The sequence below is a fragment of the Leucobacter edaphi genome, assembly GCF_016522535.1.
Taxonomy (GTDB): domain Bacteria; phylum Actinomycetota; class Actinomycetes; order Actinomycetales; family Microbacteriaceae; genus Leucobacter; species Leucobacter edaphi.
Window position 1 is genome coordinate 100,342 of record NZ_JAEHOI010000011.1, and the last position, 23,387, is coordinate 123,728.

Here is a 23,387-nt window from a genome sequence, read left to right on the forward strand (position 1 = left end):
GGCGACGCGGATCCGGCGCTACTCCGCGGCCGCTGGCTCGGGAGACGGCGCGGGAGCGACGCCGTCGCCGGCGCCCTCCCGATCCTCGCCCTCGCGATCATCGAACTCGACGCCGAGCGCGAGCCCCGCGTAGGAGCGCACCGCCTGGCGGCACTCCTCGCGCGGGGTGAGATCGCCGACGAGCGGGTACAGATCGTAGGCGTCCTCCAGCGCGACGAGGTTCTTCGCGATGATCCCAGCCGGTGATCGCAGGGTGAATTCCCCGGTCCCGGCACCGATCTCGATGATGGTGCGGTAGAGCATGACCTGCCGCTCGGTGAGCGAGCGGTGCGCGGGGAGGTACTCGGGGTGTTCGACGAGGATCGCGACGCTCTCGTAGACCTGCCGGAGCTCGTCGCTGATCACGTCCGGCACTCCCGCGTCGATCATCTCGCGGATCCGATCCGTCGCGCTCCCGGGTCGCTCGAGAATCTTGCGCCGCTCGACGAGGAACTCCTCGAGCGCGCCAGCGAGCGCGGTCATCTGTAGCTCGTCCAGGCTGGAGAAGTAGTGGAGGACGTTGGCGGGGCTCATGGCGGCCTCCGCTGCGACCGCGCGCACGTTGATCGACCGACGGGGTCGCGAGCGCGCCACCCGCCAGAACGCGCGAATGATCTCGTCGCGTCGTTCCAGCCGCTTCCGAACGCTCGCACTCATGCGCTCCACCCTATCCGCCCGGGGTTGCCGGCCCCAGCGTGCTGCCGCGCCGCGGCACCGACCGTACGCCTGCGCACGAGCGGCGCTGCCCCGCGGCAACACGAGCTCCCTATCCCGCGCGTTCCTCCGCGGGCACCGTCACGGTTTCCGTGAGGCCCGCGTAGTACGTCGGTTTGCTCGCCTTCAGCACGAGGCCGACGATGATCCCGCCGATGAACAGGATCGGCGTGGGCAGCAACAGGATCCAGTTGATCGCGCCCTCGAGCCCGGTCACCACCTCGAAGTTCGTGATGATCAGGACGAAGCCGGTGAGGAGCCCGATCGCGCCGAGGATCGGGGCGATCGTGACGCGCCAGACGCTGTGCCCCCGCCGATCCTTGACGAAGTACCAGACGACCGCGATCGCGGTCACGGCCTGCGCGAACACGAGCCCCTGGACGCCCGTCGCGTAGGTCCAGAGCGCGAGGCCGAGGAACGGATCGGCGCCCACGAGGATCGCGATCAGCACTCCGATCGCGGAGAACGCGCTGAGCGAGAGGCTCGCGACGGCCGGAGCGCCAGACTTCTTGCCCGTGCGGCCGAGGACGCGCGGCAGGAGGCCCTCGCGGCCGAGCGAGAACAGGTAGCGCGTGCAGGCGTTGTGGAAGGACAGCACGCAGGCGAAGAAGCTCGTGACGATCAGGATCTTCATCACGAACGCCGCCCACGCTCCCGCGAGCTGGCCCGTGCCCTCGATCACCATGGTTTCAAACGCGTCGCTGCGCGCCATTTCGACCACGCCGTCGACGCCGAAGGCGACCGTGAGGATCCAGAAGGTGAACGCGTAGAAGACGCCGAGAAAGGCGATCGCGATGATCGTGGCCCGCGGGATCGTGCGCTCGGGCCGCTTCGCCTCCTCGGCGTAGATCGCGGTGCTCTCGAAGCCGAGATAGGCGCCGAACCCGATCACGAACAGGGTGCCAGCTGCCGGGGCGAAGAACACGTTCGCCGGGTCGAACGACGCGAGGCTCCAGGGCTCGGGACCGCCGTCGGCGAGCGCCGCGACGGCGAACACGAGCAGGATCGCGACCTCGAGCGTGAGGAGCACGGCGAGGACCTTCGCGCCGACATCCACCTTGCGGTAGCCGAGGAAGGCGACGATCCCGACCGCGAGCAGCGACCAGACGCCCCACGGAAGGTCGAGTCCGAATAGCTCGGCGAAGGTGAACTGGGCGAAGAACCCGATGAATCCGTAGAACGACACCACGAGCGAGATGTAGGCGAACACGGTGACCGAGGACACCCCGATCCCGAACGGCTTGCCGAGGCCGCGCGACACGTAGGCGTAGAACGCGCCGGCGTTGCGCACGCTCTTCGACATCGCGGTGAAGCCGAGGGCGAAGAAGATCAGGACCACGGCGCAGAACAGGATTGCCCCTGGCGCGCCGATCCCGCCCATGCGGAAGGAGGTGACAGCGCCGCTCAGGATCACGGTGAGCGGCGCAGCGGCAGACACGACGAAGAACACGATGTCCCAGGTCCCCAGACGGCCGGATGCGAGACTCGTGGGGGAAGAGCCGTCGCTGCTGCCGTCCGCTCCGGGTGGCGTGCTCGAGCGCTCGGTTGCGTGCGGTGTGGACATCTCGACTCCCTCGTCGTACTCGAATGCTTTGAACAATGATCGAAAACTACCGATCATTACCCGCTTCCAGGTAATGTAAGCACAAATGGAAGGATTGAACAATGTTCGATGATTCGCGAAACCGATCGACAGCATCGCCCCGCGCCCGCGCACTCGGGATCCCCTTCGATGGCGAGCCGGGGCAGGAGAACGCGATCACCGACGTGCCGGGCCTCGAGGTCGGGCTCGTCACGATCATCGAGGATTCCCCCGTCGTCGCGCGCACGGGCGTGACCGCGATCCTTCCCCGCGGCCGTGACCGCGCGGGTGAACCCTGCGCCGCGGGGATCGCCGTACTGAACGGCAACGGCGAGCTCACCGGTCGAAGCTGGATCGAGGAGTCGGGCCAGTTCCAGACCCCGATCGCGATCACCAACTCGCACGCCGTCGGCGCCGTGCACCGCGGCGTCGACGCCTGGATGGCCGAGCACCACCCGGAGTCCGCGGCCGCGTGGATGCTCCCCGTCGTCGGCGAGACCTGGGATGGTTACCTCAACTCGATCAACGCGGACATCGTGCGGCCCGAGCACGCGATCGCCGCGATCGACGCGGCCGGGCCGGGACCCGTCGCCGAGGGCTGCACCGGCGGCGGAACCGGCATGAACTGCTACGGCTTCAAGGGCGGCACGGGGACGGCGTCGCGCGTGGTGCGCTCGGGCGATCACGCGTACACCGTGGGCGTGCTCCTCCAGGCCAACTTCGGTTCTCGCGCCGAGCTCACCCTCGCGGGCCGGCGCCTCGGCCGCGAATCCGCGGCTCCGAATCCGATGGAGACGAGCGGCTGGTTCTCCCAGGATCTGCGCCGCGCGGGGGCGCAGGCCGCCGGCGGCGCTGGCAGCGTGATCGTCGTCGTCGCGACCGACGCCCCGCTCCTCCCCGATCAGTGCCGCGCGCTCGCGCGCCGCGTCCCGCTCGGCCTCGCCAGGACCGGCACGACGGGCAGCCACTTCTCCGGCGACATCTTCCTCGCGTTTTCGACCGCGAACCCCGGCGGCTTCGGATCCAGCATGACCAGCGACGCCATGACCGTCGAGACGGTGGAGCACCTTTCCTGGGGCGGGATCGACGCGCTGTTCACGGCGGTCGTCGAGGCGACCGAGGAAGCGGTGGCGAACGCGCTCGTCGCGGCGCGAACGATGGAGGGCCGCGACGGTCACGTGAGCTACGCGCTCCCCCACGAGGAGGTGCGCGCGGCCTTCGCGAGGGCGTAGGCGGCGCGCCGCCTCCCCGATCGCGGCGCGCACTATCCATTTGGATCGTTTGTGCGCGCATTGCATACCCCGTCTCGCTCTCGGAACACCCGCTCATGCTTACAATTCGGGCGAGCGCCTCGGGCGCGGGACAGGGCCGTCCAACGTGGGGCGGCGTCCGAGAGGGGATCCGCACACCATGACCAAGCACACCGTAGACGGCGCGCCCGCCGCGGCCGGCACCGCCGCCGGACACGACGCCACCGATCCCGGGCTCAGCCGGCGCACACTGGGTGTCCCGGCCATCACGCTCATGATCATCGCGGCCTCCGCGCCGCTCACGGTGGTCGCCGGCGGCGTCACCACCTCCTTCGCGGTGACCGGCTCACTCGGCGTCCCGCTCGGCTTCCTGCTGATCGCGGTCATCCTCACCGTCTTCGCGGTCGGATACACGGCGATGGGTCGCTTCATCACGAACGCCGGCGCGTTCTACGCGTACATCGCGCAGGGGCTCGGCCGCCCGCTCGGCGTCGGCGCCTCGCTCATCGCCCTGGTCTCCTACAACGCGATGCAGGTGGGTATCTACGGCCTGTTCGGATTCCAGCTGTCGATGTTCCTCGAGGCCAAGTTCGGCTTCGCCTCACCGTGGTGGGTCTGGATCCTGCTCTGCATCGTCGTCGTCGGGATCCTCGGCGTGAATCGCGTCGATCTGTCCGCGAAGGTGCTTGGAATCCTCGTGGGCCTGGAATTCCTCGTCGTGATCGTCTTCGACGTGATCTCCCTGGGCGCCGCGCCCGAGGGCGTCTCGACGGCCACGCTCGCGCCGTCCGCCCTGTTCGGCCCCGCGCTCGGCCTGATCCTCGTCTTCGGTGTCGCCGCGTTCATGGGATTCGAGGGAGCCGCGATCTACGGCGAGGAGGCGAAGGATCCGAAGCGCACCGTGCCGAGGGCCACCTACGCCGCGGTCGCGATCATCGGCGTCTTCTACGCCTTCAGCGCCTGGGCGTTCTCGGTCGGCATCGGGCCGTCCCAGATCGTGGCGAAGTCGCAGGAATCCGGGCCTGACCTGATGTTCGTCTTCATGTCGAGCCACGCTGGCGTGCTCCTCGCCGACATCATGACGGTGCTGTTCCTCACGAGCCTGTTCGCCGCGCTGCAGTCGTTCCACAACTCCGTTGCGCGCTACTTCTTCTCCCTCGGCCGCGAGGGCGTGCTGCCCGGGTGGTTCTCGCGCACGAGCCGGGCCGGCGCGCCGTGGGCCGGATCCGTCGCGCAGACCGTGATCGCCGTGATCGTCGTCGTCGGGTTCATCCTCGGCGGCGAGGTGTTCGGGGGCGCCGCTGCACTCGGCGACACGGCCTTCCTCTACCCCGTGCTCACCATGTTCACCTGGCTCACGAATACCGGCGCAATGGGGCTCGTACTCCTGATGGCGGTCATCGCCGCGGCCGTGATCGGGTTCTTCGCGAAGAACAAGCGTGGTGTCGGGATCTTTACCTCGCTCATTGCGCCCGCACTCTCGGGGATCGCGCTGCTCTGGGTGTTCGTCATGATCCTGCAGAACTTCCCGCTCATGCTCGGCCAGGAACAGCCCGATCTGACCACCTTCCTGCTCCCGGGGGTCATCCTGGCGGCCGGCGCGATCGGGATCGTCTGGGGCTACATCCTGAGGTCGCGCCGCCCCGAGCTCTACCGCCAGATCGGCCACGGCACCGAGCCGGGCGCGTACGGCACCCAACTGATCGAGGTCGTCGAGGACGGGAACTGAGACTCGTCCGGTCCGCGCCGCCCATCCCCCGGCGGGATGCGCGGGCCGGGCGATCCGCGAAGGGTGACATTTCACCTCAAAAACTGACGCATCGGGGCATCTTCCGCGAAGACGTCACTACGCTGTGGATATGACAGCAGCGATCGAGGCGCGAAACGTCGCGCGATCCTTCGGGACCAAAGCGGTGGTGATCGACGCCTCACTGAGCGTCGCGCCGGGCAGCATCACGGCGCTCGTCGGCCCGAACGGCAGCGGCAAGACCACGCTCATGCTCATGCTCGCAACCCTCCTGCGCCCGGACTCCGGCGAGATCAGGATCGCGGGACACGATCCCCTACGGGCCACGGCCGCCGCCCGCGCCCAGCTCGGCTGGATGCCGGACACCCTCGGCTCGTGGGGCACCCTGACCGTACGCGAAACCCTGTTCGCCGTGTGCCGCATGTACGGCCTCACCGCCGACACCGCGAACACGCGAACCCAGGAGCTCCTCGCGATCGCCGATCTCGGCCAGCTCGCGGGACAGCGCACCAACACCCTGTCCCGCGGCCAGAAGCAGCGCCTCAGCCTCGCCCGCGCATACGCGCACCAGCCGAGCGTGCTGCTGCTCGACGAGCCGGCCTCCGGCCTCGATCCTGAGGCGCGTCTCGCCCAGCGCGCTTCCCTGTCGCGCCTCGCCGAGCGTGGAGTCGCGGTGCTCGTGACGAGTCACGTACTCGACGAGCTCGAGCAGCTCGCCACCGACGTCGTCCTCATGCGCGACGGCCGCACCGTCTCGGCGGAACTCGCCGCGCAGGCCGCCGAGACGACCCGCTGGCGGGTGCGGGCAACCGATCCCGAAGCGCTGCTCGCAGCACTCGCCAGCGCCGGGGTCGCCGCGGAGCGACGCGGTGGCATCTCCGGCGATCACGTCGTCGTGCTCGTGGCGGGCGAAGCCGGAGCCGCGTCGCTTCTCCGAAACCTGATCACAACGGGAATCGACGTGATCGAATACGCGCCGCTCAGCGGCACTCTCGAGCGGGCCTTCATGGGCTCCGTACGCGCAGAGGAGGACGGCGCATGAGCGCACCGAACGAGACCACGGCTCTCCCGCAGGAACCGGACGGACGCGGTCCCACCGACGCGCCGTTCTCCAACGGGGCACCGGGGATCCGTCCGCCCGGTTTCTTCGCCGGGACCTGGCTGATCGCGTCCCTCGAACTCCGGCAGCGTCTCCGATCGCGCACGCTGTGGGTGCTCGCGATCGTCTGGTTCGCGATCATCGGGATCGTGACGTTCGCGATCTGGTGGACACTCGTTGGCCTCGCCTCGGGGGACCCGGATTCCGGTGGTGCGCTCAATGCGTTCCCGCTGTTCTCCGTGATCGTCTACTTCGTGCTGCTCTTCGGCACACTCGTCGCCCCCGCCATCTCAGCGGGGTCGATCGGCGCGGAACGCACGGGCGGCACCCTCGCGACCACCCAGGTCACCCTGATCAGCACCTGGTCGATCCTCGCCGGGAAAACGCTCGCCGCCTGGATCACCGGCGTCGCCTTCATCGTGGTCGCCTCACCGTTCGTGGTCCTCAGCCTCGTGGTCGGCGAATTCCGCCCGGCCACGCTGTTCTTCGCCCTCATCGGGCTCATCCTGCAGATCGGGCTGTTCACCGCGATCGGCGTGGGACTTTCCGCGATGATCAACTCGCAGGTGTTCGCGATCGTCACCGCCTACCTCGTCGTCGCCGCGCTCTCGATCGGCACCCTGATCGCGTTCACCCTTGCGGTCGGCACCACGGTCGAATACCAGCAGGTCACCCGGACCACCTTCTCCGATGGCTACTGGCAGCGAACGAGCGAGTGCGACCCTGCCACCGACAGCGGCTGCCTCGTGCCGCTGCCGGGAGAGTGCACCACGAACACCTCGGAAGAGCAGGTCGTGCACAACGAGCGGTTCTGGTGGATCCTCACCCTGAACCCGTACGTCGTGCTCGCCGACATGGCCACCACCGGAGGCCAGGACCACGCCGATGGAGACCTCTTCACCGTGATCTCCTCCGGTGTGAGATTCCTCCAGATACCCGCGACCTCCGACGCCGCGGACGGCTGCGTCGTCGGCGAACATCCCGACGCGCGCGTCGAAGCGCAGGCCGACGATTTCTCCGGTCAGCCGTACTGGTGGGTGGGCATCCTTCTGCAGTCGGCGCTCGCGGCCGGTGCTCTCGCCGGCGGGTACGCGCGGCTCCGCACGCCAGCGCGCAGCATCCCGAAGGGAACGCGCGTGGCGTAGCGCCGCGCCCTCACGACGGGAAACTGCGAAGGCGGGAAGGATGCGTGAGCATCCTTCCCGCCTTCGTTCCGTGGGCCGGCGCAGTAGCGCCGCCGCGACGCGGCCGAAAACCCGATGGGTTTTCGGCTACGCCGCGCCCTCAAACATGGAGGTGACGGAGCCGTCCTCGAAGACCTCGTGGATCGCCTTCGCGAGCAGCGGGGCGATCGACAGCACGGTCAGCTTGTCGAACTGCTTCTCCGGGCCGACCGGCAGGGTGTCGGTGACGACGACCTGGTCGATGAACTCCTGCGACAGGTGCTCCGTGGCGCGACCCGAGAAGATGGCGTGCGTGCACGCGATCGTGACGCCGCGGGCGCCGTTCTTCTTGAGCGCCTCGGCCGCCTTGGCGATCGTGCCGCCCGTGTCGATCATGTCGTCGACGACGACGCACCAGCGGTCCCTAACGTCGCCAACGATGTCGTGCACCGACACCTGGTTCGGCACGAGCGGGTCGCGACGCTTGTGGATGATCGCGAGCGGAGCGTCGAGCTTGTCGCTCCAGATATCGGCGACGCGCACGCGGCCCATATCGGGCGACACGACCGTGAGGTCGTCGCGGTCGATCGTCTTCTTGAAGTGATCGAGCAGCACCGGCATCGCGAAGAGGTGGTCGACGGGGCCGTCGAAGAAGCCCTGGATCTGGGGTGCGTGCAGGTCGACCGTCATGATGCGGTCGGCGCCTGCTGCCTTGAACAGGTCGGCGACGAGGCGCGCCGAGATGGGCTCGCGGCCGCGGCCCTTTTTGTCCTGGCGGGAGTACGGGTAGAACGGGGCAACAACCGTGATGCGCTTCGCAGAGGCGCGCTTCAGGGCGTCGACCATGATGAGCTGCTCCATGAGCCACTCGTTGATGGGGTTGGTGTGCGACTGGATGACGAAGGCGTCTGCACCGCGGACGCTCTCGTCGAAGCGGGCGTACAGCTCGCCGTTCGCAAAGGTGCGGGCGTCCGTGGGAACGAGCTCGGCGCCCAGTTCCTCGGCGACCTGCTCTGCGAGCTCGGGGTAGGCCCGGCCCGTAATGAGGACGAGCTTCTTCTGCCCCGCCATCTCGATCTTGCTCATCGGTGCGTAATTCCCATCTCCCGCTTAGTGTTCACCGTCTGTCGCACGGGGCGCCTCTGCCGATTGGGCCCTGGACGCCGCTTCCGCGGAGCTCGTTCCCGGTCGGTTTTCAACGACCCACCCCTCGATGTTCCGCTGCGGCGCCACGTTGAGCGCCAGGGACCCCGAGGGGACGTTCTTCCGGATGACCGTACCCGCTGCCGTGTACGTTCCATCCTCAATGGTAACCGGCGCGATCAGCACATTCTTCGATCCGATGCGAACTGCGTCGCCGACCGTGGCCTGATGCTTCTGCACTCCGTCGTAGTTGGCGAAGATCGTGCCCGCCCCGATATTGGAGCCCTCACCGATCGTCGCGTCACCCACGTAGCTGAGATGGGGGACCTTCGATCCGTCGCCGATCTTGGCGTTCTTCGTCTCGACGAAGGCGCCGATCTTGCCGGCTTCCCCGAGCTCGGTGCCCGGGCGAATGTAGGAGAACGGGCCGACGTCGACCCTGGGGCCGAACACCGCGAGAGTGGCCTCGCTGCGGCGGATCCGGGCACCCTCCCCGACCTCGCAGTCCACGAGCGTGGTGTCCGGGCCGATGATCGCCCCGCCGGCGATCGTCGTTGCGCCCTGGAGGAAGGTGCCGGGCAGGATCTCCGCATCGGGACCGATCGAGACGTCGGCCTCGATCCAGGTCGTCGCCGGGTCCTGAATGGTGACGCCGGCGCGCTGGTGCGCGCGCACGATCCGCGCGTTGAGCTCCCGGCCCGCCTCGGCGAGCTGGACACGGTCATTGACGCCCGCGATGAGCCACGGGTCGTCCGTAGCGACCGCCTCGACCGCCCCGCCGCTCGCGAGAATGCGGGCTGCGGCGTCGGTGAGGTACTTCTCCCCCTGCGCGTTGTTCGTGTCGATCTGTGCGAGCGCCTCCTGCAGCGCGCGGCGAGCGAAGACGTAGATTCCGCCGTTGATCTCGGTGATCCGGCGCTGCTCCTCGCTTGCGTCTTTCTCCTCGACGATCCCGGTGACGGCGCGGCGCTCATCGCGGAGGATCCGCCCGAGGCCGGTCGGGTTCGCGAAGATCGCGGAGAGCATGGTCATGGCGCGGCTGCCCTCGAGATGACCGGTGAGCAGGTCTTCGAGCGTGGGCGCGTCGATGAGGGGCACGTCGCCGGACAGCACAACGACCGAGCCGTCGAAGTCGGAGGGAAGCGCGGCCAGCGCGAGCTCGACGGCGCGGCCGGTTCCGGGCACGTCGTCCTGGTCGACGATCACCGTGTCGGGGGCGTGCTCGAGGATGGCGGCCGACACCCGTTCGCGCTCGTGGCGGACGACCGCGATGACCTGCTGAGGCACGAGCCCGGCCGCGGTGTCGAGCACGTGCGCGATCAGCGAGCGGCCGCCGATGGGGTGCAGCACCTTGGGAAGCGAGGACTTCATGCGCGTGCCCTGGCCAGCGGCCAGAATCACGACGGCCAGCGAACGGTCTTTCATCGGGTTCTCCCTTTCCCCCCGCGCGCGGCGTGCGAGGTAGCCGCGACGGATTTCCCGGTCACGCAGCCGCTCCGCCCCTAGGATTCGAACCTAGACTTCACAGCTCCAAAGGCTGTCGTGCTGCCATTACACCAAGGCGGATCGTGCCGAAAAGGCACGGGTAACAGTCTGCCAGACTCGACGGGGCTTCTCGCCCAGCCCGGATCCTTCGCCGAAATCTGGGAAGAACTCGGCGGACGGGTGGGCTGCACACGGATCATTCCTCGATAATGGAGGGATGAAGCACGATGACGAGGTCGATCAGATCATCGCCGATTGGGGCACCGCTCGCCCGGATCTCGATCTCGCGCCGCTCGCGATCTTCTCGCGGCTCTGGCGCGTGAGCAAGCATTTGGACCGGGCACGTTCACACGCCTTCGAGCGTTCCGGGCTCACGAGCTGGGAATTCGACGTGCTCGCGGTGCTGCGACGCGGCGGCGAACCATTCAGGCAGAGCCCGAAGGTGCTCGTGCAGCAGACGATGGTGTCGAGCGGCACGATGACGAACCGGATCGATCGACTGGTGGATCGGGGCCTCGTGGCCCGGCACACCGACCCGAACGACGGCCGCGGCGTGCTCGTCGAGATGACGCCACTCGGGCTCACCCTCGTCGACGCCGCGATGACGCGGCTGAGCGACTCGGAGGAGCGCATGCTCGGCGGTCTCCCCCGGTCGGAGCGCGACCGCCTGTCGGCACTGCTGCGGCGGCTCGCGGCGAGCATCGACCGCTACGAGCCGGTGACGGAGCCGATCAAGCTGCCGCCGAGCGAGTAGCCCGGCGGCAGGCCGGCTACTCGCCCCCGATCGCGTCCCCGGGCAGCGCCGGAGCCGACGCCGGCGGGCGGCGCAGCGTGCCGCCTTCGCCCGCCTCGAAGGCCGCGGCGTAGGCGAGCAGCTCGGGATCCGAGTACGCGCGTCCGGCGAAGGTGATCCCGACCGGCATGCCGATGTCGCTCATGATCCCCATCGCGACCGTGGCGCTCGGAATGCCGAGGTGGCGGAGCGCGTAGTTGCCGTTGGAGAAGAACACGCCGTTGTCCCAGGCGCGATCCGCGGAGGCGACGTTCACGTCGGCATCGGCGGGCCCGACGTCCCCGTTCGCGGGGAACACGACGCCGTCGAAGCCCTCGGCCTCGAGCCAGTCCTCGAAGAGCTCCTTGCGGAGCTGCAGCAGCCCACGGAGGCCGTCGGCGAAGTCGGGACGCTCGCGCGGATCAGGGATTCCAGCCTGCGCGTAGGCGACGGTCGCGCGGTAGCGGTTCTCGTAGTCCTCGATCTCCTCATAGCGGTCGGGCAGGCTGCCGGGCGGCGCGGGGAAGATCGTGTCGGGATCGACAGCCCCGAGGTTGGGGATCGCCGGGTCCCCGTTGGCGCGGAGGAAGTCGTCCCAGCCGAAGGCGAGGAAGTCGGTGAACTCGGTGTCCATCCAGCCAGCGGGGAGGACGCCGAGCTTGTCGACGTTCTCCTGGCCGGGGCGATCGCCCTCGTACTGCTCGATGAGGGGGAAGTCCGTGACGACGACCTCGGCCCCGAGCGCCTCGAGGCGCTGCTTCGCGGCGGCGAACAGATCGAGAACCGAGGGGCGCACGTCGATGGGGAACGCGGGGTCTTCGCCGAGGTACATGCGGGGGACGGCGAAGCGTTTCCCGCGGAGCGCGTCGGGGTCCTGCAGCGCGAGATAGCTTTCCGGCCGGTGCTCGCTGGGCTTCGGGAGCGCGATAACGTCCTGGTTGCGCCAGAAATCGCCGCGACGGATCGGGTCGTCCTGCACGAGCACGTCCAGCAGGCGCAGCATGTCCGGCATCGACCGCGTGTGCGGCACCACCACGTCACGGGCCGGGAACAGGGGCCAGTTCCCGCGAATCGACAGGATCCCCCACGACGGCGTGTACGCGCACAGCCCATTATTCGAGGCCGGGCTGCGGCCCGAGGACACCGTCTCCTCACCCATCCCGAACACGGCCAGGTTCGCGGCCGTCGACACGCCAGACCCGTTCGACGATCCCGACGCGAACGCGGCCGCGAGGAAGTCACGGTTGTAGGGGCTTTCTGCGCGGCCGTACACGCCGCGCTGCATGCCGCCGTCGGCCATGGGGGGCATGTTCGTCTTCCCGATCAGGACCGCGCCCGCCTCGCGCAGCTTCGCGACCGAGAACGCGTCCCACTGGGCGACGAGGTGCTCGAACGCGGGCGACCCGGACGCGACCGTGAGCCCCTCCACCATGTAGGAGTCTTTCACCGTGAACGGGACCCCCTCGAGCGGGCGGGCCGTGCCCGCCGCCCAGCGCCGATCCGACTCCGCCGCCTGCGCGAGCGCGTCGGGATTGGGCACCACGATCGCGTTCAGACCCTCCGGCCCGCGATCATACGCCTCGCCCCGGGCGAGGAACCGCTCCGTCAGCCAGGTACTCGTGATCGTGCCCGCGGCCAACGCCCCGAGCACATCCCCGATACTGGCCTCAATCAGGTCGAATCCGGCCTCGCGGTTCGTCGGTTCTGCCACGGCACTTCCTCGTCTTTCGTCGGCGATGTATCCTGAAAATAGTTTCAGTCGCGTGGCGCGCCGTGTCAAGTGCGGCGCGCGAACCGCATCCGGGAACGCGAGCCGAAGCGCGACCGGGAGCCGGATGAAATCGGGACCCGGGTGAAACCGGGACCCACGTGGATAGTGGATGAAGGAGCGACATGGCCGAGGACGCACGCGAGAGAATCCTCGACGCGTGCGCGCGCGTCATCTCGCGCTCCGGCTTGCGCCGCTTCCGCATGAGCGACGTTGCCGGCGAGGCGGGGGTCTCGATCGGCCTCCTCGCCTACCACTTCGGCGATCGCGACGGCCTCCTCGCAGCAGCGCTCGACCACGTCACCGCGGGAACGAACGCACGCGCCGCCGGCGCGGCAGCGGCTGACGCGGGAGCGGCCTCCTCGACGCGGCCGGACCGTCCCGCGGCCCAGCGCCTGGAATCACTGCTCTGCTCGGAATTCGGCGATGAACCGGGTGTACGGGAGGGCTCCACGGCGTGGAACGAGGTGCGCGCGGCAGCCGTGTTCGAAGCGGCGCAGGCCGCTGCGGTTGCGCGCTCCACCGCCGACTGGCAACGGCAGGTTGAGGAGCTCCTGGAGGAAGCGGGGGTACCGAACACCGACGCCCGCGAACTCGCGCGCATCCTCACCGCGCTCGTCGAGGGGCTCTCCGGCCGCTGGCTGACCGGCCAGCTCACGACCGCTGACGCGCAGGATTCAATCCGGATCACATTGCGCCTGCTCGGATTTGGGGCTGGCGCCGACGCTCTAGGCTGACGCTAGAATCGCAGCAGCCGGGCGCGTCCCGGCGCCTCCGGGCGATCCTCGGGGGCGCTTCGCGAGTCGGCACCACCCCCAACACCCAAGGAGACACCCGAATGTCCGAGTCCGCCTCCCCCGGCCACGACCACCTGCAGCGCGGCCTGTCGAACCGCCACCTGCAGCTCATCGCGATCGGCGGCGCGATCGGCACCGGCCTCTTCCTTGGTTCCGGCAAGGTCATCAGCCTGACCGGGCCCTCCGTGCTCTTCATCTACGCCGTGATCGGCTGCATGATGTTCTTCCTCATGCGCGCGCTCGGCGAGATCCTGCTGTCGAACCTCAATTACAAGACCTTCGGCGACATCGCGAAGGACCTGATTGGGCCGTGGGCCGGCTTCATGGTCTCCTGGACCTACTGGTTCACCTGGGTGGTCATCTGCGTCGCCGACATCATCGCGATCACGAGCTACGTCTCCTACATCAATGCCTCGATCCCGCACTGGATTCCGGCGCTGGTCACGGCGCTCGCGCTCGTGATCCTGAACCTGCAGCCCGTCCGCTTCTTCGGCGAGATCGAGTTTTGGTTCTCCCTGATCAAGATCGTCGCGATTCTCGCCCTGATCGTGACGGGCATTGTGCTCCTCGTGACCGGGTTCACGAACCCCGATACCGGCACCTCGGCCCAGCTCTCCCACATCTGGTCGCACGGCGGGATGTTCCCGTTCGGCCTGTCGGGCTTCCTGCTCGGCTTCCAGCTCGGCATCTTCTCCTTCATCGGGGTCGAGCTCGTGGGCACCGCGGCGGCCGAGACGAAGGATCCGCACCACAACCTGCCACGCGCGATCAATTCGATCGTCGTCCGCGTGCTCATTTTCTACATCGGTGCGCTCAGCATCATCATGGCGATCACGCCGTGGGACAAGCTCGATCCCGACAAGAGCCCGTTCGTCACGACCTTCCTGTACGCGGGCTTCGGCGCGGCGGCGTTCGCGATCAACCTCGTCGTGCTCACCTCGGCGGCATCGAGCGCCAACTCGGGCTTCTACTCGGGCACGCGCATGATGTTCGCGCTCGCTCAGGACGGCCACGCTCCGAAGGCGTTCCACATCACCGACGACCGCGGCGTTCCGCGCCGGGCCGTGTTCTTCTCCGCGGTGTTCGTGCTCTCCGCTGTGCCGATTCTGCTGCTCGGCGAAAACGTCATCGAGGCGTTCACGATGGTGACCTCGGTCGCGTCGACGTTCATCCTGTTCATCTGGAGCATGATCCTGATCAGCTACCTGCGCTACCTGAAGCTGCACCCCGAGCGGCACGCGGCTTCGAAGTATCGGGCGCCGTTCGGGCGGGTCATGCCGTGGATCGTGCTGGTGTTCTTCGCCTTCATCGCGTTCACCATGCTCCTCGCGAAGGACACGCGCGAGCCGCTGCTGTACACGCCGATCTGGTTCGCGATCCTCGCGGTCGTGTGGCAGCTGCGGAAGCGCCGCCTCATCGCGGAGGGCAAGCCGATCACCTCGGCGGTGCAGCTGCCGGGAACGGGCGAGGACGCCACGGCCGCCGACGGCGCTGATGGCGCTGACGGCGCCGAAACGGGGACGCGCACGGACTTCCGCGCGCAGTAGCCCGCCGGCCGCGTGCACCGGTCGCCGGCGCACGCTTCTTTCACCGAAGCTAGATCCTACGCTGAGCGCTCGACGGCGAGGTCCCGCAGGATCTCGCCGAGCCAGGTGACGGCGGGCGGTACGGGGCCACGCCGGGTCACGAACGAGACGCGGCGCTCCCCCAGATCCTGGACTGCAGGACGGAGGACGACGCCGAAGTCCTCGTCCACCGCGGCCGCCGTGGTGAGCGCGAGGCCGAGCCCCTCCGCGACGAGGCCGTGGATCATGGTGAGGTCGTCCGTGCGCATGACCTCCCGCACCGGCTGCCCGAGCGAGTGGTACACGCGACGAAGCACCCGGTCAGAGGCCTCATCCGGATTCCGGCTGCACACCCACGCCGCCTCCCCGAGCTCCGCGAGGTCGATTTCGCTCTGCTCGCTCAGCGGGCCGTCGCGCGACACCATCACCCGGTAGGGCTCCGAGAGCAGGGTGGCGCGCTCGATATCGGGGACGGCGAGCGTGAGCTCGTCGGACACGTCGTAGATGAGCCCGGCGTGGACCTCGCCGCCCCGGAGCAGACGCAGCACCTCCGTCGGCTCGGCCTCCACGACCTCCACGCGCACCGAGGTGCGCTGCTGCAGTCGAGCGATCGAGGCCGGGAGGAGGCGCGCCCCGATCGAGGAGAAGGTCCCGATCCTGAGTGTGACGACGCCCGCGTCACGCTGGTCGGCAACCGCGCGCTCCGCACGCTCGACGCGCGTGAGCACGGGCGCGATGTCGGCCGCGAACGACGCGCCGAGCGGGGTGAGCCGCGCCCCGCGGCGGTCCCGGACAACGAGTGGCACCCCGAGGTGCGCCTCGAGCGCGCGCAGGTGATGCGTGATGGTGGGCACGCCGTGGCCCAGTTCTTCCGCGGCCTGGGTGAGGCTGCCCGCGTCGCGGATTGCGAGGAGCACCCGGAATTGCTGCAGCGTCATCATGTCATACATTCTATGAGACCACGCGCGAAAAGATTATATATTGCAGGGGTCGATCCGAGTTCCTAACCTGGTGCCATGCAGACCGCTCCCGCATCCGCCATCGCGTCCGACGCGACCCCCAGCTCCCCCGTCGCGGGCGCGCAGCTCCCCACTGACGCGCCGTCCGCCGCCGTGGCCGGTGCGGGAGCCTCGCCCGAGTCCGAGCGCGTGCCCGCTCGCCAGCACGAGACGCCCTACGCGGACGCGATCCGCTCCCTCGCCGGAGAGGACTGGCAGCGCCTGCACGTCCCCGGTCACCAGGGCAGCGCTGCGAACGCCCCGGGCGTCGCGCGACTCGTCGGGGCGGACGCCCTGACGATCGACTTCCCGATGCTGTTCAGCGGCGTCGACCAGGAGACCTGGCGCCTCACGACGCCGGGCCGCGTAACCCCGCTGATGCGCGCGCAGGAGCTCGCGGCCGAGGCGTGGGGCGCGAGCCGCACCTGGTTCCTCACGAACGGAGCCTCGGGCGGCAACCACGTCGCCACGACCGCGGTCCGCGCGCTCGGCACGGAGGTCGTCGTGCAGCGCAGCGTCCACTCGAGCGTCATCGACGGCATCACCCACGTGGGCCTCACTCCGCACTTCGTCACCGGCCACGTCGACACCGGACTCGGATCCGCCCACGGCGTCACGGCCGAGCAGGTGGCCGAGGTGCTCGCTGAGCACCCCGAGAGCGCCGCGGTCTACATCGTCACGCCGAGCTACTTCGGCGCGGTCGCCGACGTCGCCGCGATCTCGCGCGTCGCCCACGATCACGGGGTGCCGCTCATCGTCGACGAGTCGTGGGGCTCCCACTTCGGCCTGCACCCGCAGCTCCCCGTCAACGCGGCCCGCCTGGGCGCCGACCTCGTCGTGTCGAGCACCCACAAGGCCGTCGGCTCGCTCACCCAGTCGGCCATGCTGCACCTGGGCCACGGCCCCTTCGCCGAGGCGCTCGCCCCGCTCGTGGATCGCGTGGTGCGCTCGCACCAGTCGACGAGCTGCAGCTCCCTCCTCCTCGCCTCGCTCGACGAGGCCCGCAAGAACATCGTCACGCGACCCGAGCTCGTCGAGCAGGCGCTCGCCTCCGCCGAGGACATCCGCGCCCGCGTGCGCGCCGACCGCCGCTTCCGCGATGCGACGCCCGACATCCTCGCGAGCCCCGACGCGATCACGAACGACCCGTTCAAGGTCGCGATCGACACCCGCGGCGCCGGGATCACCGGCAGCGACGCGCACTACCAGCTGCTCCGCGACCACCGCATCTACGCCGAGCTGTCGACGCCCTCCGCGCTGCTCCTCCTGATCGGCGCCGTTTCTCCCGTCAACGTCGACCGTTTCTGGGACGCCCTGCAGTCGCTCCCGGAGGCCGAGATCGAGCCGGAGCGCCCGATCGTCCTTCCGGCCCCGTGCGAGCGCGCGCTCGGCCTCGGCGAGGCCTTCTTCAGCGCGACCGAGATGGTGCCGTTCGAGCAGGCGATCGGCCGGGTGTCGGCAGACTCGCTCGCCGCCTACCCGCCGGGCGTCCCGAACGTGCTGCCGGGCGAGCGCCTGAGCGCCGAGGTCGTCGCCTTCCTGCGCACGACCGCTGCGGCACCGTCCGGATACGTCCGCGGCGCCGCCGACCCCGAACTCGCGACGTTCCGCGTCGTGGCCTAGGCTGCTTCCCGGCCACCCCACCGCCGCCGCGCTCCCTGCGCGGGGCATCCGACCCGCACAAGGGAGTGTCATGTCCAAGCCCTCACCCGCTGTCTCCACAACGTCCGCCGCGCCAGCGGCGGACGCCGGGGGGATGCAGCGCGGCCTGAAGAACCGCCACCTCCAGCTCATCGCGATCGGCGGCGCAATCGGTACGGGGCTGTTTCTCGGCTCCGGCAAGCTGATCAGCGTCTCCGGCCCGGCGATCCTGTTCGTCTACATGGTGATCGGGTTCTTCGTCTTCTTCATCATGCGGGCGCTCGGCGAGCTGCTGCTCTCGAACTTGAACTACCACACCTTCGGCGACATCGCGAAGGACATGCTCGGCCCCTGGGCCGGGTTCTTCGTGTCGTGGAACTACTGGTTCTCGTGGGTGATCGCGTGCGTGGCCGACATCATCGCGATCACGGCCTACGTGCAGTGGTTCAACCCGAACATTCCGAGCTGGCTGCCCGCCCTGATCACGGCCGGCGCGCTCCTGATCCTGAACCTGCAGCCCGTGAAGTACTTCGGCGAGACCGAGTTCTGGTTCGCGATCCTGAAGATCGTTGCGATCCTCGGCCTCATCGCGGTGGGCGTGATCCTCATCGTGACCGGGTTCAAGAGCCCCGACGGCACGCAGGCCTCGTTCGCGAACCTGTGGGAGCACGGAGGAATGTTCCCGATGGGCGCGAGCGGTTTCGTGCTCGGCTTCCAGATGGGGATCTTCTCGTTCATCGGCGTGGAAATGGTCGGCACCGCGGCGGCCGAGACGGAAAACCCGCGCAAGACGCTGCCGAAGGCGATCAACTCGATCGTGCTCCGCATTCTCATCTTCTACGTCGGCGCGCTCGCGATCATTATGAGCGTGACCCCCTGGGATCGCATCTCCCCCGACAAGAGCCCGTTCGTTTCGACACTCGCGCTCGCGGGCTTCGGTCTCGCCGCCGCGGCGATCCAGCTCGTCGTGCTGACATCGGCGGCGTCGAGCGCCAACGGCGGCCTCTACTCGGGCACCCGCATGCTGTTCGGCCTCTCGAAGGACGGTCACGCCCCGAAGTCCTTCTCGCTGACCGATTCGCGGGGCGTGCCGAAGCGGTCCGTGTTCTTCACCGGCGTCTTCCTGTTCGCGGCGATCCCGCTCCTCTTCGCGGGCGACGGCGTCGTCTCGGCGTTCACCTTCGTCTCCTCGATGTGCGCCACGATGATCCTGTTCACCTGGGGTTCGATCGTGGTCAGCTACATCGTGTACCGCCGCCGCTTCCCCGAGCGGCACGCCGAGTCCGGCTTCAAGATGCCGCTCTCCCGGGTCGCGCCCTGGCTCGTGCTCGCGTTCTTCGTGTTCATCGCGGGCACCCTGCTCTACGGCGAGGACACCCGCCCGCCGTTCCTGGCGACGCCGCTCTGGTTCCTGCTGCTGACCGTGCTGTGGCAGCTGCGCAAGCGGAAGCTGCAGCGCGAGGGCCGGCCCCTCACCGCCGCGATCGAGCTGCCCGGGACCGGCGCCGACGTGCGCGAGGGCGACGAGTAACCGCGCCGCGGCCGTGAGTCACGAAGGGCCCGGGCGGATCCGTGAGGGATCTGCCCGGGCCCTTCGCATGCCCGGCTCACGCGAACGCCGAAACCCCCGTGATGTCGCGGCCGATGATGAGCGCCTGCACCGTCTCGGTGCCCTCGTAGGTGTGGAGTGCCTCGATGTCGGCGAAGTGGCGTGCGACACGGTTCTCGAGCAGGATCCCGTTGCCGCCGAGGAGGTCGCGGGCGTTGCGCGCCATGTCGCGGGCCGTACGGGTGGCCGTGTACTTGCCGAGCGAGGCGCCGGGGCCGGAGAGCTCGCCGCGCTCCTCCGCGCGGGTGAGCGACATGAGCAGCGACTGCAGCGTGGTCAGCTGGCTCAGCATCTCGGCGAGACGGGCCTGCACGATCTGGGAGGCGGCGAGCGGGCGGCCGAACTGGACGCGCTGCTTCGCGTAGTGCACGGAGGTCTCGTAGACGGCGGTGGCCTGGCCGAGTGCGGCCCAGGCGACGCCGAGGCGGGTGGCCTGCAGGATGCGGGCCGTGTCCTTGAAGCTGCGAGCGCCCGGCATGCGGTCCTCTTCGCGCACGCGGACGCCCGCGAGCTCGATCTCGGCCTGCCAGATGCCGCGCAGCGACACCTTCCCCTCGATCGTCTTCGCGTGGTAGCCCTCGGCATCTTGCGGGACAAGGAAGCCCTGCACCTGGCCGTCGTCGCCGCGCGCCCAGACCACGGCGAGCTGGCCGACGCTGCCGGATCCGATCCACTTCTTGTTGCCCGTGATCTCGTAGCCGTCCTCGACGGCCACCGCGCGGGTCTCGAGGCTCACCGAGTCGGAGCCGTGCGTGGGCTCGGTGAGCGCGAAGGCGCCGAGTTCGGTGCCGCGGGCGAGGGGCTCGAGCCAGCGCTCCTTCTGCGCGTCGGAGCCGCAGCTCGCGACCGAGCGCAGTGCGAGGCCGCCCTGGACGCCGACGATCGTGGCGACCGAGCCGTCGCCGCGGGCGAGCTCCATCGTGGTGAGGCTCGCGGCGAGCAGGCTCTGCTCGGGGAACCCGGGGACGGAGACGCCGTCTCGCAGGAGGTCGAGCTCGCCGAGACGAACGGCGAGGTTGAGCGGGTACTCGGCGCGATCCCAGATGCCGGCGATCACGGGCCGCACCTCCTCCTGCACGAACGCGCGGGCACGATCGCGGTAGGCCTGATCCTCGGCGGAGATCCCGGTGAAGACACCGGCCATGTCGGTGTCGATGGGCTCCCAGAGCTGGTATTCCGGCTCGACGGTGCCCTGTGGCTCTGGTGCGTTCTTCGCGTTCGACATCGGGTTCCTCTCCGCCTCGGCGTTCGCGGAGGCATCGTTGCTTCGAGGATGCCTGAGACTCCGTCTCTCGTCAAGCCCGAGTTCGATCATCAGCGGGGTGAAATCCGCGAGAATTCAGGATCTTCAGATGTGAAACCAAGTCTCATTCGGCGATGCTGTGCTACGTTCAAGGCATGTCCACGAGACCATCGCGCCCAGCGCCCACCCTCGACAGCTCGGCCGCGGCGATCCGCTGCATCGCCGATCGCGGGTACGAGGCGACCACGGCCGGAGATCTCGCGGACGCCGTGGGAATGAGCCGCAGCACGTTCTTCCGCCGCTTCGGCAGCAAGGACGACGTGGTGTTCGCCGATCACGATCAGGCCCTCGAGACGCTCGAGGCCTTCCTCGCCGCCACCGAGCTCCCCCTCGCCGCGGCGCTCGTGCAGGGCACCGCCGACGTGCTTCGCCTCCTGATCCGCGACCCTGAGGCCGCCCGCCTCCGCTTCGACCTCATGCGACACACCCCGGCGCTCCGGGATCGCGAGCTCGTGATCACGCACCGCTACGAGCGCGTCTTCGCCCGCACCATCAGGGACCGCGCACCCGAGGGCACGCCTGAGTGGGTCGCCGCGGCGCTCGCGGCCTCGCTCGTCGCGGTCCACAACCAGACACTTCGCGACTGGCTCCGTGGCCGCGTGGCGGACGCCGACGCTGTCGCGACCCGCGATCTCCGTCGCGCCGTTTCGCTGTTCGAGGGCTACCTCTCACCCGACGCCGAGGGCGAGCGACGCCGCGTGGTCGTCGCGGTCTACGACGCGGCGGGATCGCCCGAGGCGATCCTCGACGCGGTCGCCGCGGAACTCGAGCGCGGGTAGCGCGCGCGAGGCGGGCGGATCCATGTGGAATCCGCCCGCCTCGTTCGCTGCCCTTCCGGGATCTGCGCGGGATCAGTGCCCGCGCGCGATCCACTCCTGCAGCTGCGGCTTCTCCGCGCCAATCGTGGTCGAGTCACCGTGCCCCGTATTGACGACGGTGTCGTCGGGCAGGGTGAAGAGCTCGCGCTCGATCGAATGGATGATCGTCGGGAAGTCGCTGTAGGAGCGGCCCGTCGCGCCAGGACCGCCCGCGAACAGGGTGTCCCCCGTGAACACGGTGCCGAGCTCGGGCGAGTAGAAGGACGTCGAGCCGGGCGAGTGCCCGGGCGTGTGCAGCGCCTTCAGCGTGATCCCGGCCACGACGTACACGTCGCCGCCCTCGATCTCGGCGTCGGGCTCGTCCCGGTACACCGCATCCCACAGCATCCGATCCTCGGGGTTGAGGAGCAGCGGCGCGTCAAGCAGGTTCGCCGCCTCTCGCGCGGCGCGGATGTGGTCGTCATGGCCGTGCGTGAGCAGCACCATGTGGGTCTTGCGGTCGCCGACAGCATCCTTCACGGCCTGCGCGTCGTGGGCGGGATCGATCACGATCACCGTCTCGTCGTCACCGACGATCCAGACGTTGTTGTCGACGTCCCACGTGCCGCCGTCGAGCGAGAACGTTCCGCTCGTGATCAGGCGTTCGATACGGGCGCCGCCCGCCTGCCCGGTCACAGTTCCACCACCGAGCGGAGCACCGTACCGTCGCCCATCTTCGCGAACGACGCCTCGACGTCGCCGAGGCCGACGCGCTCGGTGACGAAGCCGTCGAGGTCAAGCCGCCCGAGCTTGTACTGGTCGATGAGCATCGCGAAGTCGCGACTCGGCAGGCAATCGCCGTACCAGGACGACTTCAGCGATCCGCCGCGGCCGAACACGTCGAGCAGGGGCAGCTCGAGCTGCATCTCGGGGGTCGGAACGCCCACGAGCACGACTCGACCGGCGAGGTCGCGAGCGTAGAACGCTTGCTTGTAGGTCTCGGGGCGCCCCACGGCGTCGATCACGACGTCGGCGCCGAAACCGCCGGTGAGCGCCTGGATCGCAGCCACGGGATCCTCGTTCTTCGAGTTCACCGTGTGCGTCGCGCCGAAGCGCTTCGCCTGCTCGAGCTTCGCGTCGTCGATGTCGACGGCGATGATCGTGGTGGCCCCGGCGAGCTGCGCTCCCGCGATCGCTGCGGTGCCGACGCCGCCGCAGCCGATCACGGCGACCGACTCGCCGCGCTTGACCTCGCCCGTGTTGATCGCGGCGCCGATGCCAGCCATCACGCCGCAGCCGAGCAGGCCGACCGCCGCGGCGTCCGACTCCTCGTCGATCTTCGTGCACTGTCCGGCAGCGACGAGCGTCTTCTCGATGAACGCGCCGATCCCGAGCGCCGCGGACAGCTCTGTGCCGTCCTCGAGCGTCATCTTCTGGGTGGCGTTGTGCGTGTTGAAGCAGTACTGCGGCTGCCCCTTCGCGCAGGCCCGGCACTGGCCGCAGACGGCGCGCCAGTTCAGGATCACGCGATCCCCAACGGCGATCTCCGTGACGCCCTCGCCGACGGCCGATACCCGTCCGGTGGCCTCGTGGCCGAGCAGGAACGGGAAGTCGTCTGAGATTCCGCCCTGCTGGTAGTGGAGATCCGTGTGACAGACCCCGCTCGTGATGATGTCGACGACGGCCTCGCCCGGACCCGGATCCGGAACGATGACGGTCTCGATCGTCGCCGGAGCATCCTTCTCCCTGACGACGACGCCCTGTACTCGATAGGCCATGTGGTGTCCTCTCCCCCGCGCTTCCGCTGGAACAAGCACGCGTGCGTGCGGGCCGATTCGGCCGCTTCGCCGTGCCTCATCAGGCTATCCTGCGTCGCACGCGGGGGCCAGCCGGGTGCTGTCCCGGTGCGGCTCAG

The 23,387-nt window shown here is 69.0% G+C and carries 19 protein-coding genes and 1 tRNA gene; 10 read left to right on the top strand and 10 right to left on the bottom strand.

All coding sequences use genetic code 11. The features are described from left to right. Nucleotides 1-18: 18 nt before the first annotated feature. Nucleotides 19-696: a TetR/AcrR family transcriptional regulator gene (locus tag JD292_RS10565; RefSeq protein ID WP_233614152.1), complete on the bottom strand. Its 678-nt coding sequence runs from the start codon at nucleotides 694-696 to the stop codon at nucleotides 19-21. Between the two features lie 109 nt (nucleotides 697-805). After that, nucleotides 806-2,317 carry an APC family permease gene (locus JD292_RS10570; RefSeq protein WP_200132718.1) on the bottom strand — a complete coding sequence of 504 codons (1,512 nt, stop codon included), beginning with the start codon at nucleotides 2,315-2,317 and terminating at the stop codon, nucleotides 806-808. Nucleotides 2,318-2,418: 101 nt separating this feature from the next. On the opposite strand from JD292_RS10570, the gene JD292_RS10575 reads away from it, so the two are divergent. The 4 genes from JD292_RS10575 (at nucleotide 2,419) to JD292_RS10590 (ending at nucleotide 7,576) form a co-directional block, all read left to right on the top strand. Next, nucleotides 2,419-3,567 (top strand): DmpA family aminopeptidase, encoded by a 1,149-nt coding sequence (locus tag JD292_RS10575; RefSeq protein WP_200132719.1) that lies wholly within the window; start codon nucleotides 2,419-2,421, stop codon nucleotides 3,565-3,567. 292 nt (nucleotides 3,568-3,859) lie between these two features. Next, on the top strand, nucleotides 3,860-5,314 hold the full coding sequence (locus tag JD292_RS10580) for an APC family permease (protein WP_200132998.1): 1,455 nt from the start codon (nucleotides 3,860-3,862) through the stop codon (nucleotides 5,312-5,314). A 130-nt stretch (nucleotides 5,315-5,444) separates the two neighbouring features. Then, nucleotides 5,445-6,374 (top strand): ABC transporter ATP-binding protein, encoded by a 930-nt coding sequence (locus JD292_RS10585; RefSeq protein ID WP_200132720.1) that lies wholly within the window; start codon nucleotides 5,445-5,447, stop codon nucleotides 6,372-6,374. After that, nucleotides 6,371-7,576: an ABC transporter permease gene (locus tag JD292_RS10590; RefSeq protein WP_200132721.1), complete on the top strand. Its 1,206-nt coding sequence runs from the start codon at nucleotides 6,371-6,373 to the stop codon at nucleotides 7,574-7,576. Before JD292_RS10585 ends, JD292_RS10590 begins: the two co-directional genes overlap by 4 nt. 126 nt (nucleotides 7,577-7,702) lie before the next feature. Here JD292_RS10590 and JD292_RS10595 read toward each other — a convergent pair whose 3' ends face one another. The 3 genes from JD292_RS10595 to JD292_RS10605 form a co-directional block, all read right to left on the bottom strand. Further along, complete coding sequence (locus JD292_RS10595) at nucleotides 7,703-8,680, bottom strand: ribose-phosphate diphosphokinase (RefSeq protein ID WP_200132722.1); 978 nt, start codon at nucleotides 8,678-8,680, stop codon at nucleotides 7,703-7,705. Between the two features lie 24 nt (nucleotides 8,681-8,704). Then, entirely contained in the window at nucleotides 8,705-10,162 is a 1,458-nt protein-coding gene (glmU, locus tag JD292_RS10600) for a bifunctional UDP-N-acetylglucosamine diphosphorylase/glucosamine-1-phosphate N-acetyltransferase GlmU (protein ID WP_200132723.1), read from the bottom strand. 69 nt (nucleotides 10,163-10,231) lie between these two features. Beyond that, a tRNA-Gln gene (locus tag JD292_RS10605) sits at nucleotides 10,232-10,303 on the bottom strand. A 136-nt stretch (nucleotides 10,304-10,439) separates the two neighbouring features. Here JD292_RS10605 and JD292_RS10610 point away from each other — a divergent pair. After that, on the top strand, nucleotides 10,440-10,976 hold the full coding sequence (locus tag JD292_RS10610) for a MarR family winged helix-turn-helix transcriptional regulator (RefSeq protein ID WP_200132724.1): 537 nt from the start codon (nucleotides 10,440-10,442) through the stop codon (nucleotides 10,974-10,976). A gap of 16 nt (nucleotides 10,977-10,992) precedes the next feature. On the opposite strand, the gene JD292_RS10615 is transcribed toward JD292_RS10610, so the two are convergent. Continuing rightward, nucleotides 10,993-12,705: an amidase gene (locus tag JD292_RS10615; protein WP_200132725.1), complete on the bottom strand. Its 1,713-nt coding sequence runs from the start codon at nucleotides 12,703-12,705 to the stop codon at nucleotides 10,993-10,995. Nucleotides 12,706-12,887: 182 nt separating this feature from the next. Here JD292_RS10615 and JD292_RS10620 point away from each other — a divergent pair, with 182 nt between their 5' ends. Continuing rightward, entirely contained in the window at nucleotides 12,888-13,499 is a 612-nt protein-coding gene (locus JD292_RS10620; RefSeq protein ID WP_200132726.1) for a TetR/AcrR family transcriptional regulator, read from the top strand. A gap of 101 nt (nucleotides 13,500-13,600) precedes the next feature. Then, the gene (locus JD292_RS10625) at nucleotides 13,601-15,106 is read left to right on the top strand and encodes an amino acid permease (protein ID WP_200132727.1); all 1,506 of its coding nucleotides are present in this window, start codon (nucleotides 13,601-13,603) and stop codon (nucleotides 15,104-15,106) included. Nucleotides 15,107-15,162: 56 nt separating this feature from the next. On the opposite strand, the gene JD292_RS10630 is transcribed toward JD292_RS10625, so the two are convergent. Continuing rightward, a complete protein-coding gene (locus JD292_RS10630) occupies nucleotides 15,163-16,065 on the bottom strand; it encodes a LysR family transcriptional regulator (RefSeq protein WP_200132728.1) in 903 nt (300 codons plus the stop codon). Nucleotides 16,066-16,140: 75 nt separating this feature from the next. Between JD292_RS10630 and JD292_RS10635 the strand changes: the two genes are divergently transcribed. Continuing rightward, nucleotides 16,141-17,745, top strand: a complete 1,605-nt coding sequence (locus JD292_RS10635) for an aminotransferase class I/II-fold pyridoxal phosphate-dependent enzyme (RefSeq protein ID WP_200132729.1) — start codon at nucleotides 16,141-16,143, stop codon at nucleotides 17,743-17,745. 70 nt (nucleotides 17,746-17,815) lie between these two features. Next, entirely contained in the window at nucleotides 17,816-19,294 is a 1,479-nt protein-coding gene (locus tag JD292_RS10640; protein ID WP_200132730.1) for an amino acid permease, read from the top strand. Nucleotides 19,295-19,370: 76 nt separating this feature from the next. On the opposite strand, the gene JD292_RS10645 is transcribed toward JD292_RS10640, so the two are convergent. Beyond that, nucleotides 19,371-20,597, bottom strand: a complete 1,227-nt coding sequence (locus JD292_RS10645; RefSeq protein ID WP_200132731.1) for an acyl-CoA dehydrogenase family protein — start codon at nucleotides 20,595-20,597, stop codon at nucleotides 19,371-19,373. Between the two features lie 173 nt (nucleotides 20,598-20,770). Between JD292_RS10645 and JD292_RS10650 the strand changes: the two genes are divergently transcribed. Further along, the gene (locus JD292_RS10650) at nucleotides 20,771-21,454 is read left to right on the top strand and encodes a TetR/AcrR family transcriptional regulator (protein ID WP_200132732.1); all 684 of its coding nucleotides are present in this window, start codon (nucleotides 20,771-20,773) and stop codon (nucleotides 21,452-21,454) included. A 72-nt stretch (nucleotides 21,455-21,526) separates the two neighbouring features. On the opposite strand, the gene JD292_RS10655 is transcribed toward JD292_RS10650, so the two are convergent. Together JD292_RS10655 and JD292_RS10660 are read right to left on the bottom strand one after the other, a co-directional pair. Next, the gene (locus JD292_RS10655; protein WP_200132733.1) at nucleotides 21,527-22,168 is read right to left on the bottom strand and encodes an MBL fold metallo-hydrolase; all 642 of its coding nucleotides are present in this window, start codon (nucleotides 22,166-22,168) and stop codon (nucleotides 21,527-21,529) included. Next, nucleotides 22,165-23,250, bottom strand: a complete 1,086-nt coding sequence (locus JD292_RS10660) for an S-(hydroxymethyl)mycothiol dehydrogenase (RefSeq protein ID WP_200132734.1) — start codon at nucleotides 23,248-23,250, stop codon at nucleotides 22,165-22,167. Before JD292_RS10660 ends, JD292_RS10655 begins: the two co-directional genes overlap by 4 nt. Between the last annotated feature and the right edge of the window lie 137 nt (nucleotides 23,251-23,387).